Consider the following 16982-nt stretch of genomic DNA (forward strand, 5'->3'; position numbering starts at 1 on the left):
GAAAATAGAGATGCTGAGGTGTTGCGAAGGCAACAGAAAAATTATAGGCAGTGTTCAGGTATCTTCCCATTGATTTGATAGCTCGATCCATTATGAAAGAGCCGTTATTTAGTTTTAAAAATAATTTATCCTTAATTTGCTTAAGAAGCCCCCATCGAACTGGGGGTCTTGATGAGCAATCAGAAAGATGACCTGATTAGATTGATTAATCTTCAGACAGTTTCAGGCTGAGGCTTTTTTCCTGGGAATACCCAGTCGTTGTCGCCTTTCCCAAAGTGTTTTACGACTAATGCCGAGTTTCTGAGCCAGTTCGGTTTCGGTCATTTGATTCTGGTGTTCAAGCACGAAGCGCTGGAAGTAATCTTCCAGTGACAAACCATCCTGAGTCTCAACCACATTGTTACTGCCAGCATTGCCGGTGTCAGTCCTGAAGAAAGTCGATTTGACGTGAACATCCAGATCCAGAGTCTCGGGCGTAATGATGTCATCGTCACAGAGAATGACAGCCCTCTCGATGGCATGTTCCAGCTCTCGCACATTCCCCGGCCACTGATGTTGACAGATAGCTGCCATGGCTTCAGGAGAGTAGGAATACACTTCCAGCTCCATCTTGCTGCAGACTTTTTCCAGCAGCTTCTCTGCAAGCATCAGGACATCGTTGCCTCGCTCACGCAGAGCCGGAATTCTCAGTTCTACCACTTTCAATCGATAATAGAGATCTTCACGGAAGTCACCACTTGCAGAGAGCTGGCGCAGATTTCTGTGGGTAGCAGCAATCAGTCGTACATCGACTTTCTGGGATTGCACGGAGCCCACTCTTCTGATTTCTCCTTCCTGCAGAACCCGAAGCAATCGAGCCTGGGCCTCCAGGGGAAGTTCACCGATTTCATCAAGGAAAAGGGTGCCGGTATTGGCTGCTTCAATCAGGCCCGTCCGGGCAGCAGTGGCTCCGGTAAAGGAACCTTTCTCGTGACCAAAAAGTTCTGATTCAATGAGGGTCTCCGGAATGGCGGCACAATTAACCGAGATCATTGGGCCATTGGCACGGCGGCTGTTCTCATGGAGGGCTCTGGCAACCAGTTCTTTACCTGTACCTGACTCACCCTGAATCAGGACAGTGGCATCGGTCGGGGCCACTTTCCGGATGCGTTTGAAGAGCAGCTTCATGGCGTCACAATGCCCCAGAATACCGCTGTATCCTGTGTGTGTGTCATTAAGCACGTCTTCAGTTGATTTGTCAGCTAATGCCGGTTTGCTCGCCATAATAGCGGCAACACGTTCCAGCATTTCAGAGTGATCAAAGGGTTTGGCAATATAGTCAACAGCGCCCATTTTCATGGTGCTCACGGCTGAGTTCAGGCTGGCATAGCTGGTCATAATCAGGACCGGTACGTCCTCAGCAAGGTTGATCATCTCGGTACCGGGTGAGTCAGGCAGGCGCAAATCGCTGATGATCAGGTCAAAGTCTTTTAATGTATAGGACAACTCAGCTTCGTGGACAGAACCTGCTTCACTGACGTTGTAGTCGTTTCTTTCCAACAGTCTTCTCAGGGAGGCACGAATAATCTCTTCGTCCTCAACAATGAGAATATTACCCGGGTTCATACGGTTTCCCCCTCCTGCTCCCATGAATCATGGGGCCGATAAGTCATATAACCATGCTGCTGCCTGATGCTCTGCGGCTCATGACGCGGCAGGGAAATTTCAAAACATGTACCTTTATCCAGATTTTTATCGGTTGGGCTGATGACCCTGATGGTACCAAAGTGCTCTTCAATAATATTCCAGGTCAGTGCCAGACCGAGGCCGGTACCTTTACCCGTCTCTTTGGTGGTGAAGAAGGGTTCAAACAGACGCTCCTGAATGCTGGCAGGAATGCCATGACCCTGGTCTTCGACTTCGATTTTGATGGTATGGACAGAGGCCGATGTTCGTATAGTGATTGTGCTTTTCTCATCGGAAGCATCCACAGCATTATTCAGCAGGTTGATGAAAACCTGTTGCAGTTTCTGTGGGTCACCCGTCACCCTGTGATCTGGATCACATAAGTTAAGAAAGCTGATATTGCTGCTCTTTCGTCCAAGTTGCAACAGGCTGATAGACTCCTGAACGCTGGTAAAAAGATCGACGGGTTCATGAGTGCTCGTTTCTGATCGATTCTTACCGTTATGGGAGTAGCTCATGAGCATTTGCACAATTCTGGAAACTCTTTTGGTTTGTTCCAGTACCTGACCCGCCACTTGCCGGGTATCGTCTTCTTCTGAAAGGGCTTTCAGCTCCTGGGCCAGACAATCAATAGCCGTGACCGGGTTGCCAATCTCGTGGGCGACACCAGCCGCCAGCTGTCCAATGGAAGCCAGTCGTTCACTATGAAACAGTTGATCTTCCAGCATCTGGTTTTCAGTATGATCTTCCAGCAGCATCACTTTGTTGCCACTGACACCGGATAATGGTGCTTCAAGGTTAGCCTTATGAAGATTGAAATAACGCAACTGCCCATTAATTTCTACACCATGTTTAGGAAGGTGGTGACTGTCTATCCGGGCAAAGTTGCTGAGAATCTTATTCCAGGGCTCTGGAATCCGGTTCAGGGGGCTGCCCAGGACATCCGAGGCGGGAATATCGGTCATATGACTCATAGCCTGATTCCAGAGCATAATCTCTCCTGCCGCATCCACGGAACACAGAGCCATGGGAAGATTATTCAGGGTGTCCCGATGATATCGCCTCAGATCGTCAAGCTCTCCGGCCAGTCCGCTCAATCGGCTGTGATAGGCCTCCAGTCGGGATTCCATGAAATGAATGTCCCGGGTAACGTAACCCTTGTTTTCATCCCAGGGCAAGAAAGTGTCAACGATATCGTGGGCCACAGTCGGTCCCATCAGGCCCGAAAGGTTTTTCTCGATCCGCTCCCTTAGCCGACGAAGCGCATGGGGGCGATTTTCGTCTTCGCTCATGTTGAGATCGCTGAGTGCTCTGGATACTTCCTTTTGGGCTACCAGTTCCCCCAGAGGTTTGCTCAGCATTTCATGGAAATCATGGGCGGACTTGGCTTCAGGTACTTTCTGCTCGTTTCGGCTATTGCTTTCCACCAGGCAGGCACTGGCGGCTGAACGCTCTTCGGGGGACATACGGGTAAACTTCGAGACCAGATAGATAAGTACTGCATTGACCGACAAGGCAGTCATACCCAACAGATGCCACTGTTGGTAAAGATAGGTCGAAACTTCATTCATGGTCGAACTGAAGAGGCTGAAATCGACCATCTGGGGCAACATCATAGTGAAGAACCAGAAGGTGGTACCGCCGATCAGGCCGACAATAAATCCTTTATGATTGGCTTTGGGCCAATAGAGTACGCAGAGCGCTCCCGGCAGAAGTTGCAGGGCGCCTACGTAGGCAATAACCCCCAGATTATAGAGTGCGCGCTCGGCTTCGAGCATGCGATAGAAGCCGTAGGAACTGACAATCAGTGCCACAATAATGCATCGCTTGAACCAGATCAGCCAGCGATAGATGTTCACCTCAATCTGAAGGCGAGGCGGGTGATAGGGTAACACTATATGGTTCATGATCATTGAAGACAGGGCCAGTATTGTGACAATCGTCAAGCCACTGGCAGCTGCCAGCCCTCCTATGTAGGCGACAATGGTTAGCCATGGCATATCCAGAGCCTGACCAATGAACAGCGTGAAGTAGTCAGCCGCTACCGGGCTGTCCAGCTTGATACCGGCCCAGAGAATCAGCAGTGTGGGCAGACTCAGTATCAGCAGAAAAAGGGGAAGTGCCCAACTGGCAATATGAAGAGAACGCTGGCTACGATTCTCGGCAAAAGTCATATGGAACATATGTGGCATGACAATCGCTGAAGCAAAAAACATCAGCAGCATGCTGCGCCAGGGACCGTCCTCAAGCGGCGTTTGCATTTCTATCAGTGAATCCTGATGGACAGCAAGCCAGACTTCCACGCCATCAAGACCATGAAAAACTTCAAACAAAATTACCAGGCCCAGGGTTGCCATAACCACCAGTTTGACCACTGACTCAACCGCTATTGCCATGACCAGACCCTGATGTCTGTCACGGGTTGAGGGATTACGAGTCCCGAACAGAGCCGCAAACAGGGCTACCATGACACAGAAAACGATGGCCAGTCGTTCGGAGAGTACTCCTTGCTGATCAGGTGAATACTGTCGGATACCGCCTGAATTTGCAGTGATAGCAGAGGCATGGTTGCGGTCAGCATCAATACAGTGGCCAGGGTTCCGGCGACAGGGCTACGGAACCGGAACGCAAAAAGGTCTGCCAGTGAGCTGAGCTGGTAGGTTCGGGTAATCTTAAGAATCGGATGGAGCAAAACCGGAGACAGCAGGAAAGCACCACTCACACCCAGATAGAAGGCTAGAAAAACATAACCGTGCTCATTCGCGAAGCCCAGGCTGCCGAAATAGGCCCAGCTGGAGGCGTAGACTCCCAGAGACAGAACATAGACAGCAGGGTGGCGGGTGATTTTTTCGGGAATCAGACCTTTCTCGGTCGCCCAGGCACAAAAGAATAAGGCCAGCAAATAGGCGACACTGACCAGCAGGAGTTCTTCGAGCTCAAAACTCATCAGACTTCCCTCTCGGCTGGAGCAGGAAGCCTGCCAGAATCACGAAAAACCAGAGAATCCAGGGTTGGTACCAGCTATCGCCAGTCGTAATCCACCATCCCATGATGGCGGGAGAGAAAAGGTAGATACTGATAACCAGAAGCAAAACCAGACGATAGATGTACATGAAACTTCAGTACGAGCTTTAAATCGGACTGTCCATGTTAACCAGTGTTGAGATAAACCGCAAAAGAGGGTGAATTTATCTCGGGAGGTGCAGAGGTTTGTATTGTCCACATCAAACACCCGGTGGATCGTAGGTCACCCAGTAAACCATATTGCCCGGGCAGTCGTCGCCCAGTACGTCGCTCATTAGTTCGTTGGCTTTCAGGTCAGCCATTTTCCTGATCCAGTCGGTGTCGTCCAGTTTTTCTTCCAGAAACCAGCTGGGCAGGGCGTTGATGTGCTTATCGTAATAAGCCAGAGGGAATTTGAGGTCTCTTGGCAGGCGAGAGCGTTTGATACTCAACGCGGCATCGCAACGAACCACCAGACTCTCTGCCACCTGTCTTCTTTTGCTGAGGTAGTTTCCTGCTTCCCTGCGATACTTATCTTCGTAAGGGCCCATCAGCTCTTCATAGCGGTCCTCCAGGCAGTGATCGTAAGCCCGGCTGACATCGTCGTTCTGGTAGCCCATAATCTTGCAGGCTTCTTTCACCCGTTCACGAAACTCACGGCTGATCTGCAAATACCAGGGAGCGTGAGGACCAAGGATGTTCTGTGCTTCCTGGTTAGCAACGAAAAACAGGTTTTCATCCGGGGTAAAGCAGAGTGCAGCATCCTGTGCGGTGACCACCTCAATTTTCGAAAGATCCGGCTCTTTGCCAACAGCCTTTTCGCGTTCAAAACGAGCTTTTTGACAGAACTCAGAGTCGGTAACATCGAATGTAGCTCCCGGGACGGGCTCGATTTCCTGAGAGGTAAACGCCAGAGAATGGGGGATAACAAGCAATGTGGCAGCAGGCAGCCAACGACGTACAATTTTTTTAATAACGGTGTTGATGACGGACATATCCACTCCTTAGACACATCTTTCTCGACAAGGTTAATGCCCTATATATAACATTCGTCGTGAACGATTGGAAATATCAAAACAGACTTTGAATCAACAAAAAGTTTATTGCTGCTTTGGAATCCCAGGTGATGTTGCAGGCGTTTTCGCTGGCAGAGGCTTTGCTTTTGACCTGTTCGCCAGCATGTTTGTCCAGCTGTCAATCATGCCATTCAGGCTATTATGGGCCGCTATTTTTTCCCCGTCCTCTCCCGGTTCATTATCTATAAGATCCGTTAGCTTTTTGGTAAAGAGTTTTCGCTCATGAACGGCTGTGGCTTTCGAAACACCCAGCCCTATGCCAAGAACACCAGCAGCCACTCCGAGCATAGGGAGGAAAAAAATACCGCTGAATGCTCCGATCAGTGCCAATTTGAGAGTGCCAGACCGCCCTTCCGCAAAGGTGTCGTTATGGGCAAAGTCCCCAACCCGTTTGATGGCGTACTGTTTCAGTAGTGCTCTTAGTGCCTTGGGATCTTTTCGAACCTCTGCGATGTTTTGTCTGGTTTTTTGTTTTTTGGCGAATGCTGTGAGGTCTTTCAACCATTCTTTTTCAGCAAAGCCACGTAAATAGAATTCCAGTTTTGTTTCGTTGCCCGGCAGTGAAAATGCAAATGAAATCTCTTTGTTGGTGCAGCCCGGCTTCAGGCCCAGGTCTTTGATCACTTTCGTCCGGTTTTTTTTAAGGAATCGTTGAAAGGCCGTATCGCCAAACAAGCCCAGTTTTCTCTTCTGTTTTCTGCCGTAGTCCGGGCGCAGGACTTCTGAGGTAGTCTGGGGAAGGCTCTTTAATTTGCTGTGACGATGGCGGAAGTTCAAGGCCGCTGATAGTGCTACAAGCACCCCGGTAATGGTGGCTCCAACCCCCATTGTTGCCGTGCCCAGGGCTGGCATTCCGTACTTGCTCATGCCACTGGCTCGTGCAACAAGACTGGTACTGAGCATCACGGTGCTGGCTTTCAGCAAGCGTTCACCTTTCTCACGGTCAGAAACCATACTGGACAAAAGCTCATCGACATGACCACTGCTGTTGGCGCATTGTTCAATTTCAAGGTTCATAGCATCGACCCGCTCTTGCAGCGCCTTAAGAACTCCCGGATTCTTAAAGGCTTCGTCAATAGCCTTGCCCAGCCGCTTTCGGTTACCAACGGTCGCCATTATGGTAGCAATCGTGCCCGTGCCAGCAACACCGACAGACACCCCACCAAATGCAGGCATCAAGGGCGGGAACAGCATTCCCAGGGCCAGTGCCGATCCGGTCAGGCTGACGGTAGCACTGGCTCCGGCCATGATGGTGTCCTTGGTTATGGCTTTCAGCTGATTTTGCTTGTAGAGATTTTTAACCTCTTCCAGGGTTACTTTTTTCCCTAACGGTTTACCCGCATGTTTCTTGCTGTTTTTTCGCTTTTGCAGAATGGCCGTCAGCTCCATGGCCTTGAGGTGTTCTGGCGTCAGCTTATCCTGGTTTCGAATCTTCTTTTCATTCAGGAATCCCTGATAAGCCCCACCTGCGAGCGCAAGGGAAGCCGTTGCCCCTGCGGTGGTGGTACCAAACCCCAACAAAGCGGACTGAAAATCCTCATTACTCTCATAAAAGAGGCCCATTAATTTCAGGTCCGGTTTTAATGCCAGTTCGTCACGGTCTTCCGGTTTGAAAAAACGGGAATCATCAGGTGACACCTGATCCAGACTGACCCATTTTCCATCCGGGGAGTCCATGATTTCATCAATGCGGTCAGTGGTAATATGAGGTGCGATTTCACTCGTTTTAAAATCACCTGCCTGAGCATCCATATCAATAGCGTTTTCCATCAGTGTCCGGTCTTCCCAGGTAGCCTCAAAGCGCATATCCCTGAATCCGGTTTCGCCACTGCCCGCTTTGAAGTATCGGTTATAGTCAAAATCGACGACCTTGAAACCTGCACCACGAATCTCTTCAATTGTTGGAGCACGCCCCAGCCCGGACCACATATTCCAGTATTCACGAGAGTCGAGAACGGCATCATGGCCAAAGGCATCTGCCAGCGCACCCGAAGGCAGGTTGTCACGGTTTTCAAAATTCAGGAACAGCACCTCATCCTGATTACCTGGCTGATCGAGCCAGTTATCCATGGTTTTGAGTACGTTATCCAGTTTAGGGATATTGTCACTGCTGACCGTAGCATCGAATAAACCACCATGGTTGATGACGATGTCACCATTGTGTTCATGTAGGTCGAGGTCAAACCCCCGAATTGGGGTTTTGTCCAGCATATCCTTCAGATGCATATTTTGATTGGTGGCCAGCAATGGCAACGTACCCTGGCCGGCAAGCGCCTCGGTATTGTGTGAAGCGAATATTGTTATTTCATTGATCGGTACATCTTTAGGTGAAATGTGATCAAACTTGCCGGGATCATGGGGGGCTTGCAGTGCGCTGGCAGTAGCAACACCGGCACCTGACGCTATAGCACCTGCTGTCGCGCCTGCCAGTAATGCTTTTTCGAGTTTCTGATTCGCTGCTGGCTCTTTGAATGGTTTTGCTGCGCGGGTGCCCCGGAGACAATGGCCAGAGATTTCAGCCAATCGGTCCTTAATATCTTCTGAGTGATAGATGGGCAGCTCAAGCAGAGAAGTTTGAGAAAATAATTTATCGACACTGCCTGCATTCTTCCCTTGCCCAAGAGAAAGGTGTTTTGCCTGATTTAATGGATAGTAATCTTCCAGTGTCACTGGCCGATTCTCGCGAATGGCGATTGCTTTTAGTTCCCGAACCATGGCATCTGTCCAGAACAGCGGCTCGCCATCAGGGCTCTCGTCATCAATAAATGATTCATTGATGAAAGCTTCTGCGTTATCGCAGTAATTGTGAACAAAAGTCTCATCGTCAGACAGAGCACTGTCAAAAGAGTTTTCTGATGTGATGGATGCCGTGTCAAAGAACTCATCATCCGGTGATATTGAGCTGGAGTCGGTTTCGTAGCCTTCGTCACTTAATGAGGAAATACTCCGTTCTGAGAGTTTGCTGCCTGAAAGTTGACCTGCACCGTCTCTTGTCTGGTAAGGTGTACCAGCTTCATGTTGTGCTATTTTTTTCCCGTTTTTATAGACTGCCGGGGCTGTTTTTTCCCGTTCAAGCTCAGCTGGCAGACGCTGGATTCCTTTTCCTGGCCCAATCTTCACGGTAAACCTCCCCTGCCTCTGATGAATCTATATTTCGGCTGTCACAGAAGTGTATTTATGCTATTTGCCACATACTGAGTCCGAAGTATCGAGGGTGGTTGAATGCTTGTAGATTTACGTCGTATGGGAAAGAGCGAGCAGGGCAACAGAAGGCTGTTTTGCGACCTTTTCTATCTGCCAGTGCTCTATACCCCATTGCAGAATCTCGGAAACACTGCTGCCATCCAGTTCGGCATCCGGATTCTGTCCCAATGCCCTCAGCGCTTTAATTAACTGTTGTTCAGGTCGATCAAGAGGAATCCCGGGAGCATGGTTCTGCTTGCTGAGCTTGTCGCCGTTTGCAAGGGTGATAACAGGAACGTGAGCATAAACAGGCGCAGCAGTGTTAAGCAGAGACAACAGATGGATCTGCCAGGGCGTGGCATTGAGAAGATCATGACCCCTGACGATGTGTGTGATTCCCTGGTAAGCGTCGTCTGCACAGACGGCCAGTTGATAGGCAAAGAGACCATCCTTGCGTTGAATGATAAAGTCACCCAGATCTGGCAGCGCATATTCGATCGATCCCTGGATCTGATCCTGAAACGCAATGATTGTGTCAGGGCATCTGACCCTCAGGGAGTGTGGGGATTTTGTGTTGACTGTTTTGTCTCGACAGATACCCGGATAGACGCCTCCTGTTCCATGAAGATCTTTGCGTGTACAGGTGCAGGGGTATACGAAACCTCTGACCTTCAGGTCACTGATGATGTCCTGGTACGCCTCGTAACGCTCGCTTTGGTAGAGCACCTGGTCATCCCAGAGCAAGCCATAGACTTCCAGCGACTTCAGAATCTGATGGGCTGCGCCAGGTTGTTCTCTGGGAGGATCAATATCTTCCATGCGGACCCGCCAGATTCCCTTTTGCGAGCGGGCATCAAGAAAACTGGCCAGCGCGGCGACCAGTGAGCCAAAGTGTAATGGACCGGAAGGAGAAGGTGCGAAGCGGCCAATGTAGTTTGTCTTTTCTTGACTGAGAGCAGGTTTTTTTGCTGTCGGCATGTTCAGGCTCATCAGACCATAAGCAGATGAAAGGGAGTATTGTCGATGCTTCGGCAATACAGTTTGATAAACGCAAAAACAGCAAAGCCGCGATATGATTCGCGGCTTTGTGTGAAGTCAGCAATGACCGGGTATTATTGACCCAGCTGCTTCTCCTTGATTTCAGCCAGGGTTTTGCAGTCGATGCAAAGAGTGGCTGTAGGTCGAGCTTCCAGACGGCGCACACCAATCTCGACACCGCAAGAGTCGCAGAAACCGTAATCTTCTTCCTCAATACGAGTCAGAGTTTTATCGATTTTTCTGATCAGTTTGCGCTCGCGATCCCGGGTGCGTAGCTCCAGGCTGAACTCTTCTTCCTGACTGGCACGGTCAGCCGGGTCAGGGAAGTTAGCTGCTTCATCCTGCATATGGTTTACGGTGCGATCCACTTCTTCCATCAACTCCTGCTTCCATTGCCTTAGGATGTTGGTGAAATGTTCGACCTGCTTTTCATTCATGTATTCTTCGCCTTCTTTCTCCACATACGGAGTGAAAGAGCGAAGCAAATTACCTTGATCGGCTTTTTTCTGTGCTGACATGATTACAGCCTCATCACCTTCTCATTAAGTAGCTCGACATACTTCTTGCCAAGCTTTCCATCCGAACGCCGGATAAGACCGGCTTCCTTGAAAGCTGAGGTCAACACTACGGGTTGCCAGAATCAGCTGCTAAATCTGGCCCCTATGCCTCTTGCCTTCCTCACAGAAGCGATGAAACTACCAAAACCTATGGCAATGCGCCATAAAAAAATGCTTCTGCCGCTGTCGACAAGTGATCATCCACATATTACATAGTAATCACAAAATACTGTCGGAGGAAACCGTCAACTGAGTATCATAGAATTCAGATTTAGAATATTAACGTCCGATTTAATAAAATATTGATATGAAATTTGAAAAAAATCTTCAGTCAGCCCGCCTGCTTCGTCGCTATAAACGGTTCATGGCAGATGTTGAGCTGGAGGATGGCAGTATCATTACCCTTCACTGTCCGAATACCGGTTCCATGAAAAATTGTCTCTATCCGGGTAAACAGGTCTGGTATCTCGATTCCGGCAATCCCAAGCGCAAGTATCCCTGCACCTGGGAGTTGGCCGAGATCCCCGTTATGTTCGGGTCAGAGGAGAAAAGCACCCTGGCCGGATTGAATACTGGCAGAGCCAACAAGCTGGTGGCAGAAGCGCTGAACCTGAAACAGATTTCCGGGCTGACAGAATACGATAAGGTTCGCAGAGAGGTACCTTACGGTGAAGAAAAAAGCCGTATCGACTTTTTGCTGCAGCAGGAAGGTTTGCCAGATTGTTATGTTGAAGTGAAAAGTGTCACTCTGGCAGTGGGTGATGGTCTGGGCTTGTTTCCTGATGCTGTCACCACACGAGGGACAAAGCATCTCAGGGAGTTGATGGCCGTGGTTGAGTCAGGCTACAGGGCGGTGCTGCTGTTTTGTGTTCAACACACGGGAATTGAACGTGTCGCTCCGGCTCATGATATTGATCCGGAATACGGTCGGGCCATTAAAGAAGCTGCAGCAGCAGGGGTTGAAATTATGGCTCTGGGCGCTGATATATCGACGCAGGAAATTACTCTGACCCGGACATTGCCCGTTTTTGATATTCAATAATCGGCTGATTCAACAACCATTGATAAGTCGCCTGCCCTGATTTCCAGATCCAGTGGCTATATTTCATTCCTCTTTTTGCATGATGGTTCGTGTAGCCTGCGAAATTACGTCTATTTTTAAGGGCGTGACATCATTACGTTATGGAACCTTTTAATGCTCAGAACCGCAGTAGTCGGGACGGGATATCTGGGAAAGTTTCACGCCCATAAGTACGCCATGTTACCTGGGTCTCAGCTGGTCGGGGTGGCAGACATTGATGAAGACAGTGGTCGTCTTGTTGCCAGGGACTGTGCTACAGAGTTCTTCGCTGATTACCAACAACTGTTAGATAAGGTGGATGCTGTCAGTATTGCGGTGCCTACGTTGCTTCATCATAAGATTTCCAGGGATTTTCTCAGGGCTGGTGTGCATGTACTGGTCGAAAAGCCCATAACCTCCAGCCTGAATGAGGCCCATGAGCTGGTTCAGATAGCCAGAAACCAGAAGCTGGTTCTGCAGGTAGGTTGCCTGGAGCGCTTTAACGAAGCACTTTCCGGGGTAGGCCCGCTGTTGAACAGACCCCGCTTTATTGAGTCCCACCGGCTGGCCGGATTCAAGCCACGTTCCATGGATATCAATGTGGTTATGGATCTTATGATCCATGACCTGGATATTATTCTCAGCATGGTCAACCAACCACTGGTGGATGTCGCTGCCAACGGTACCGCTGTTCTGTCTGACTCGGTGGATATTGCCCAGGCACGGCTGACATTCAGCGGTGGCTGCGTAGCCAATGTGACCGCAAGCCGGATCAGTCAGAAAGCCAAGCGAAAAATGCACATCTTTCAGGAAAAGTCGTGCATTTGTATCGACTTTCAGTCTCTGAATCTGTCGCACTTTTACAAAGGCAAAGGTGAGATGTTTCCCGGCATTCCAAATATTGAGTGTGATGCACTGAATTATAAAGACAGCGACTCCCTGCGCAGGGAAATAGAAGATTTCCTCAACTGTGTTCGTCACTCAAAAGCACCCAGGGTCAGCGGTGAAGATGGCCAGCGTGCCCTGGAGTTAGCTACCCGGATTTCCGACATCATTGAAGGAGGCATCCAGTGAGCTCGGAACCACTGATCCCGATGGTGGATACACTCGCCTGGCACAAGCCTGTTCAGCAGGAACTCAGGTCGGCGGCCACACGGGTACTCGACTCAGGTCGTTTTCTGATGGGAGAGGAGGTGATGGCTTTTGAGCAGGAAGTCGGAACCTTTCTCCAGGCTAATCATACAGTCAGCTGCGCTAATGGCACCGATGCCCTGGTGCTTGCACTCTCAGCAGCGGGTCTGGGGCCTGGTGACGAAGTCATCACGACGCCCTTTACTTTTTTTGCCACCGCTGAGGCCATCGTTCGGGTGGGAGCAACACCTGTGTTTGCGGATATAGAACCAGAGACGTTTAATATTGATCCACTTCGAATACAGGCGGCGATTACTGACCATACTCGTGCAGTGCTGGTGGTTCATCTGTTTGGTTTGCCTGCCCGTATTCAGGAAATTCAGAGGCTCTGTGAGGAGCGATCTCTGCTGCTGATTGAGGATTGCGCTCAGTCTTTTGGTGCTTCAGTCAACGGCAGAATGATGGGAACCTGGGGTGACCTTGGTTGTTTCAGTTTTTTCCCCAGCAAGAACCTCGGTGGTTTTGGTGATGGCGGTCTAATCACCGCAAAGACGGAGTCTGTGGCGGAGCAGCTTAAGCTATTGAGAAACCACGGCAGTAGCGCCCAATACCGACATGAACGCATGGGTTTCAACAGTCGATTGGATGAAATGCAGGCGGCGCTGCTCAGGGTCAAGCTAAAGCATATTGCACGTTATAACGAAGAGCGAAAAAAAATAGCAGAAGACTACCGCTCCTGTCTGCAGGGGATGGATGTTCTGTTGCCGACAGGACAGGAGCATGTTTACCACCAGTTTACGGTATTGACCGATCAGCGAGATCAACTGAGGGAGCATTTGGCCGGTCAGGGCGTTGCATCAGCCCTGTATTATCCGATGCCACTGCATCAGCAGCCGGTGTTTGAGGGTTTGCCAATGACACAGGATCTTTTTGTTGCCGAGCAGGTGTCCCGGCGTTGTCTTTCCCTGCCTGTTTTTCCGGGGATGACGGAGACACAGGTGAATCGGGTCGCTGAGTCGGTTTCTGTTTTCTTGTCGGAAAACAGTGCAGAATTTGCCTTCTGGTTTGAGGGAGTCGCACCCTGAATAACTTGCACTGCGTGGTATTGGTAATGGCCCTTTTTGCCTCTCAAGTGGTCCATTCAGCCCCGTTTTATGATCAGCTTGAGGCGGTTCAGCTGGACGATGCCCACTTTGATGCTCAGGGGCGAGTGGTGATGATCGGCAATATTGATCGCAAGGTTGTCTGTCTTCGCCCTATGCGAAAAGGGTTGCCAGAGATTAGTGCCGAGAGTCTGGGTGAACAGGTAAGAGTCCATTTATACGGTCATGGAGGCAGTGGCTGGACGCTTCTCTGGGGGAGTGTCGACAAGGCTATGGCCCTGTTTGAGAAGAAGGCCAGAGAGCATAAATTCAACGACCAGGTCCCCATTACGGTCATTGGCGCGGGCTGTATGGGAAAAGCCTTGGCTTTATCACTCCATCATGCAGGCTACCGGAGCATTCGTATTGTCGCCGAGCAAGACAACCGTATTGCTTCTCTGAACTCAACCGGCTATCTGGCCATGGTGTCTCTGGCAACAGAAAATGAAACAGAGAAAAAAGAGGCTGAACAGCTGGCCATTGAGACGCTCAAGGGTTATCAAAGGGTAGACAGCGGAACCCATCCCATCATCAATGAAGGGGTTCATATTATTGATGTTTACAGTGGTCTGGGCAAAGAAGACGAGGAAGGTCCCCTGGAAACTTATACCGGTATTGAGCCCTTTGCCGAGGCAGGATTGTTACCCAAACCAGAGAAAGGCGTGGTTGAGTTTTCGACCGGTGTGAGTTACCCGATGCAAAAATTCCGGACTTACTTTATGGATACTGCTGTCATTATGGCAGCCTTTGATCGTGAACTCAGAACCAGAAAGATTCCCGTGATCCATAAGACAGTGGACAGTCTGGATGATATTAAAACCGATGTTGTTTTTAACTGTTCCGGGCTCGGGGCCGGCAAACTGAATCACGATGACAGGGTCTACCCAAACATGGGATTGTTGCTGGATCTGGCTCATCAACCCCTGAAAAAGCTCGACTACATTATTTACACTCGCTACCAGCCGCCGGGAGCACCGAAACGAACCAGCCCTGCGGATAAAGCGGACATCTATTTTATGCCCAGAGGGGGAGGGTTACTGGGAGCCACTTTTGTCGACCACAATGACGGCTCGGATAAGGCTCTGAATGAAGCCTTATTTACAAAAATACTAAGGGAAAACAAGCAGTTTTTTGGCTATCCAATTAATCCTCATTGAGACGCTGAGCAGGTATCAAAGAACGGACAGATGAACCCGTCGTAGTCGGCGAAAAGCAGCCATAGTTCGGGTGCTCCAGTGAGTGGCATTTTCCGGAAGGGTGTTTGTGCTCAGGCTCACAATCTCAGCAGCATCAATCTGGTTTTTACGGCCACTGCGAGCTCGATCCTGTTCAATCCCGGAGAAGCCTTCCTGAGCATATCGGTCACGCCAGCGGCTGACCTGTTGACGACCGATATTCAGTATTTGCGCAATCTCAAGATTGCTTTTTCCTTCTGCAGAGAGAAGAACAATCTGGGCACGGCGGGCCAAGCGAACAGGGCAAGAATTTGATGAAGTAATCTTTCTGAGTCGTATTTCTTCAGAAGCATCAAGTGTTATCTCTGTAGCAACTCGCATAGTAAAAACAGGCAGTGGTTGGAATAACATCCGTAGTAGACCGTTAGGAGTTTTTATGTACTGTTAATTAGGTCGCACTACACTAGCTCCTGCATCCATGCAGTCGTTCGGCGACAGCAAATAACCGCCTTGGCCAGATTCTTGAACTCACCGGCTCTCGGATGCTCAAACATAAAAACCACCAGTTCCGGTCCCGAAAAAGTGACATAAGGGTCTTTCGGATCACTGGTACGTTTTTGTGATAAATAAGCAGGTTGCTGGTAACCGTCTGCATCAAGTTTGATGGCAACTCTGGGTTCCTGCCCTTCCTGTGCAGGCACCATCTGGAACCCGGCGAACCGTTTGCCCTCGCCGAGCAAGTCACCAAAAGTGCCGTTTCCGGCTTGGTCAATAAAATCCTGAGCCATTTGCCGTACTGCCGGATTGTCGCTTGTGCTCAAAAACTGTAAAGCTTGAAACACATAGGCTCTATCCTGCATCTCCTCTTTCCGGATCTTTCGATCATGTAAATCTTTCTGCATCCCCATCATTTGTTTGCGATATTGACGGTTCTCTTTGGCATCAATGGCCGAATTGACCAGCCCAAAACCACGGGCACCCCCCCCCCCGGCAAAGACATCTGTGCTTTGGTAATTCATTTTGCTTCCCTTCTGTTATTTGCATACAGTGGTAGGTCAATGGAGGTATTTTTATGAATAGCTTATATAACACTGATTATCATCAATGGCTGAGTCAGCAAGTAACCCTGTTGAAAACTCAAAACTTTAATCAGTTGGATTTAGAAAACCTGATTGAGGATTTAGAGTTGAGCCTTAAGCAAGACCTTCGCGAGTTGGAGAATCGTTTAACTACGCTTGTAAGCCACTTACTTAAATTTGACTATCAGACCAGTCTATTAAAAGACAGCACAGCTGTCGACAGGGTGCTTAAAGGCTGGATGGAAATGATAGATAGGTCAAGAAATAGGATTAATAAACTTATTGGAAAGAATCCTTGCTTAAAAGCACAAGTTGAACGCGTATTAAAAGAAGCGTATACAGATGCCAAGAAAGAAGCGATTAAGGCGATGAATCTTTATGTGAACGCTAACCAAAAACTGGACAACAATAGCTTTCCTGACGAATGTCCCTGGAGCTATAAGCAAATAATGACTGAAGACTGGTATCCACTGAACGGTGTGAATTTTTGAAGAACTCATCAATAAGCTTCATTTTGCTTCCCTTCTGTTATTTGCCTACAGTGGTAGGGCAATGGACAACCCCGCCAGGGGGCGGAGTATCCTTGATGCAAACTCAAAACATTGCAAGCTGATGATCTGAGTGAAGTTTGTCGTACTCATTTCCCTGATTCTTCACATAATTCGCTATCATCTGCTCATCACCATGCTTTCCGACAGGCTGCTAGCCGTGAGGCTTTTGATTATAGTTACGAGCTTTGTCACCGAGTACGTCGGAACAGACTGAATAAAGAAGTGCACATGATCCTTATCCGTTCCTATCTCCAGGAATTTGATCTGGTATCTGGCCTCGATCTGCAGACACACAGCTTTCAGCTCCTTATCTACAGATAAA

The 16982-nt window shown here is 49.4% G+C and carries 15 protein-coding genes and 1 pseudogene; 5 read left to right on the forward strand and 11 right to left on the reverse strand.

Going from position 1 to position 16982, the window contains the following annotated elements:
* Window positions 1-222: 222 nt before the first annotated feature.
* The 8 genes from ACOMG9_RS01000 to dksA form a co-directional block, all read right to left on the reverse strand.
* Window positions 223-1605, reverse strand: coding sequence for a sigma-54-dependent transcriptional regulator (locus ACOMG9_RS01000; protein WP_448215417.1), 1383 nt, complete (start codon window positions 1603-1605; stop codon window positions 223-225).
* The gene (locus ACOMG9_RS01005; protein ID WP_494529654.1) at window positions 1602-4061 is read right to left on the reverse strand and encodes an ATP-binding protein; all 2460 of its coding nucleotides are present in this window, start codon (window positions 4059-4061) and stop codon (window positions 1602-1604) included. The genes ACOMG9_RS01000 and ACOMG9_RS01005 overlap by 4 nt, the downstream gene beginning before the upstream one ends.
* Before the next feature lie 65 nt (window positions 4062-4126).
* Entirely contained in the window at window positions 4127-4612 is a 486-nt protein-coding gene (locus ACOMG9_RS01010; protein ID WP_494529655.1) for a hypothetical protein, read from the reverse strand.
* The gene (locus tag ACOMG9_RS01015; RefSeq protein ID WP_317143910.1) at window positions 4602-4778 is read right to left on the reverse strand and encodes a hypothetical protein; all 177 of its coding nucleotides are present in this window, start codon (window positions 4776-4778) and stop codon (window positions 4602-4604) included. The genes ACOMG9_RS01010 and ACOMG9_RS01015 overlap by 11 nt, the downstream gene beginning before the upstream one ends.
* A gap of 111 nt (window positions 4779-4889) precedes the next feature.
* Window positions 4890-5663, reverse strand: coding sequence for a hypothetical protein (locus tag ACOMG9_RS01020; protein WP_422136491.1), 774 nt, complete (start codon window positions 5661-5663; stop codon window positions 4890-4892).
* Window positions 5664-5768: 105 nt separating this feature from the next.
* A complete protein-coding gene (locus ACOMG9_RS01025) occupies window positions 5769-8864 on the reverse strand; it encodes a phosphatidylinositol-specific phospholipase C domain-containing protein (protein WP_494529656.1) in 3096 nt (1031 codons plus the stop codon).
* 114 nt (window positions 8865-8978) lie between these two features.
* A complete protein-coding gene (gluQRS, locus tag ACOMG9_RS01030; RefSeq protein ID WP_494529657.1) occupies window positions 8979-9905 on the reverse strand; it encodes a tRNA glutamyl-Q(34) synthetase GluQRS in 927 nt (308 codons plus the stop codon).
* Window positions 9906-10039: 134 nt separating this feature from the next.
* On the reverse strand, window positions 10040-10483 hold the full coding sequence (gene dksA / locus ACOMG9_RS01035; protein ID WP_422136493.1) for an RNA polymerase-binding protein DksA: 444 nt from the start codon (window positions 10481-10483) through the stop codon (window positions 10040-10042).
* A gap of 346 nt (window positions 10484-10829) precedes the next feature.
* Here dksA and sfsA point away from each other — a divergent pair, with 346 nt between their 5' ends.
* From sfsA to ACOMG9_RS01055, 4 genes are all read left to right on the forward strand, one after another.
* Window positions 10830-11564 (forward strand): DNA/RNA nuclease SfsA, encoded by a 735-nt coding sequence (sfsA, locus tag ACOMG9_RS01040; protein WP_448215421.1) that lies wholly within the window; start codon window positions 10830-10832, stop codon window positions 11562-11564.
* A 153-nt stretch (window positions 11565-11717) separates the two neighbouring features.
* The gene (locus tag ACOMG9_RS01045; RefSeq protein WP_448215422.1) at window positions 11718-12656 is read left to right on the forward strand and encodes a Gfo/Idh/MocA family protein; all 939 of its coding nucleotides are present in this window, start codon (window positions 11718-11720) and stop codon (window positions 12654-12656) included.
* Window positions 12653-13798 carry a DegT/DnrJ/EryC1/StrS family aminotransferase gene (locus tag ACOMG9_RS01050; protein WP_448215423.1) on the forward strand — a complete coding sequence of 382 codons (1146 nt, stop codon included), beginning with the start codon at window positions 12653-12655 and terminating at the stop codon, window positions 13796-13798. The genes ACOMG9_RS01045 and ACOMG9_RS01050 overlap by 4 nt, the downstream gene beginning before the upstream one ends.
* A 26-nt stretch (window positions 13799-13824) precedes the next feature.
* The gene (locus ACOMG9_RS01055; protein WP_448215424.1) at window positions 13825-15012 is read left to right on the forward strand and encodes an FAD-dependent oxidoreductase; all 1188 of its coding nucleotides are present in this window, start codon (window positions 13825-13827) and stop codon (window positions 15010-15012) included.
* Between the two features lie 15 nt (window positions 15013-15027).
* Here the strand turns inward: ACOMG9_RS01055 and ACOMG9_RS01060 are convergent, their stop codons facing one another.
* Window positions 15028-15441: a helix-turn-helix domain-containing protein gene (locus tag ACOMG9_RS01060; protein ID WP_448215425.1), complete on the reverse strand. Its 414-nt coding sequence runs from the start codon at window positions 15439-15441 to the stop codon at window positions 15028-15030.
* 47 nt (window positions 15442-15488) lie between these two features.
* Window positions 15489-16049, reverse strand: a complete 561-nt coding sequence (locus ACOMG9_RS01065) for a hypothetical protein (protein ID WP_448215426.1) — start codon at window positions 16047-16049, stop codon at window positions 15489-15491.
* 53 nt (window positions 16050-16102) lie between these two features.
* Between ACOMG9_RS01065 and ACOMG9_RS01070 the strand changes: the two genes are divergently transcribed.
* A complete protein-coding gene (locus ACOMG9_RS01070; protein WP_448215427.1) occupies window positions 16103-16600 on the forward strand; it encodes a DUF29 domain-containing protein in 498 nt (165 codons plus the stop codon).
* Window positions 16601-16703: 103 nt separating this feature from the next.
* Here ACOMG9_RS01070 and ACOMG9_RS01075 read toward each other — a convergent pair.
* A pseudogene (locus ACOMG9_RS01075) lies at window positions 16704-16975 on the reverse strand (transposase); the annotation flags it as partial.
* Window positions 16976-16982 lie beyond the last annotated feature (7 nt).

Source organism: Endozoicomonas sp. PH6C, from assembly GCF_059322965.1.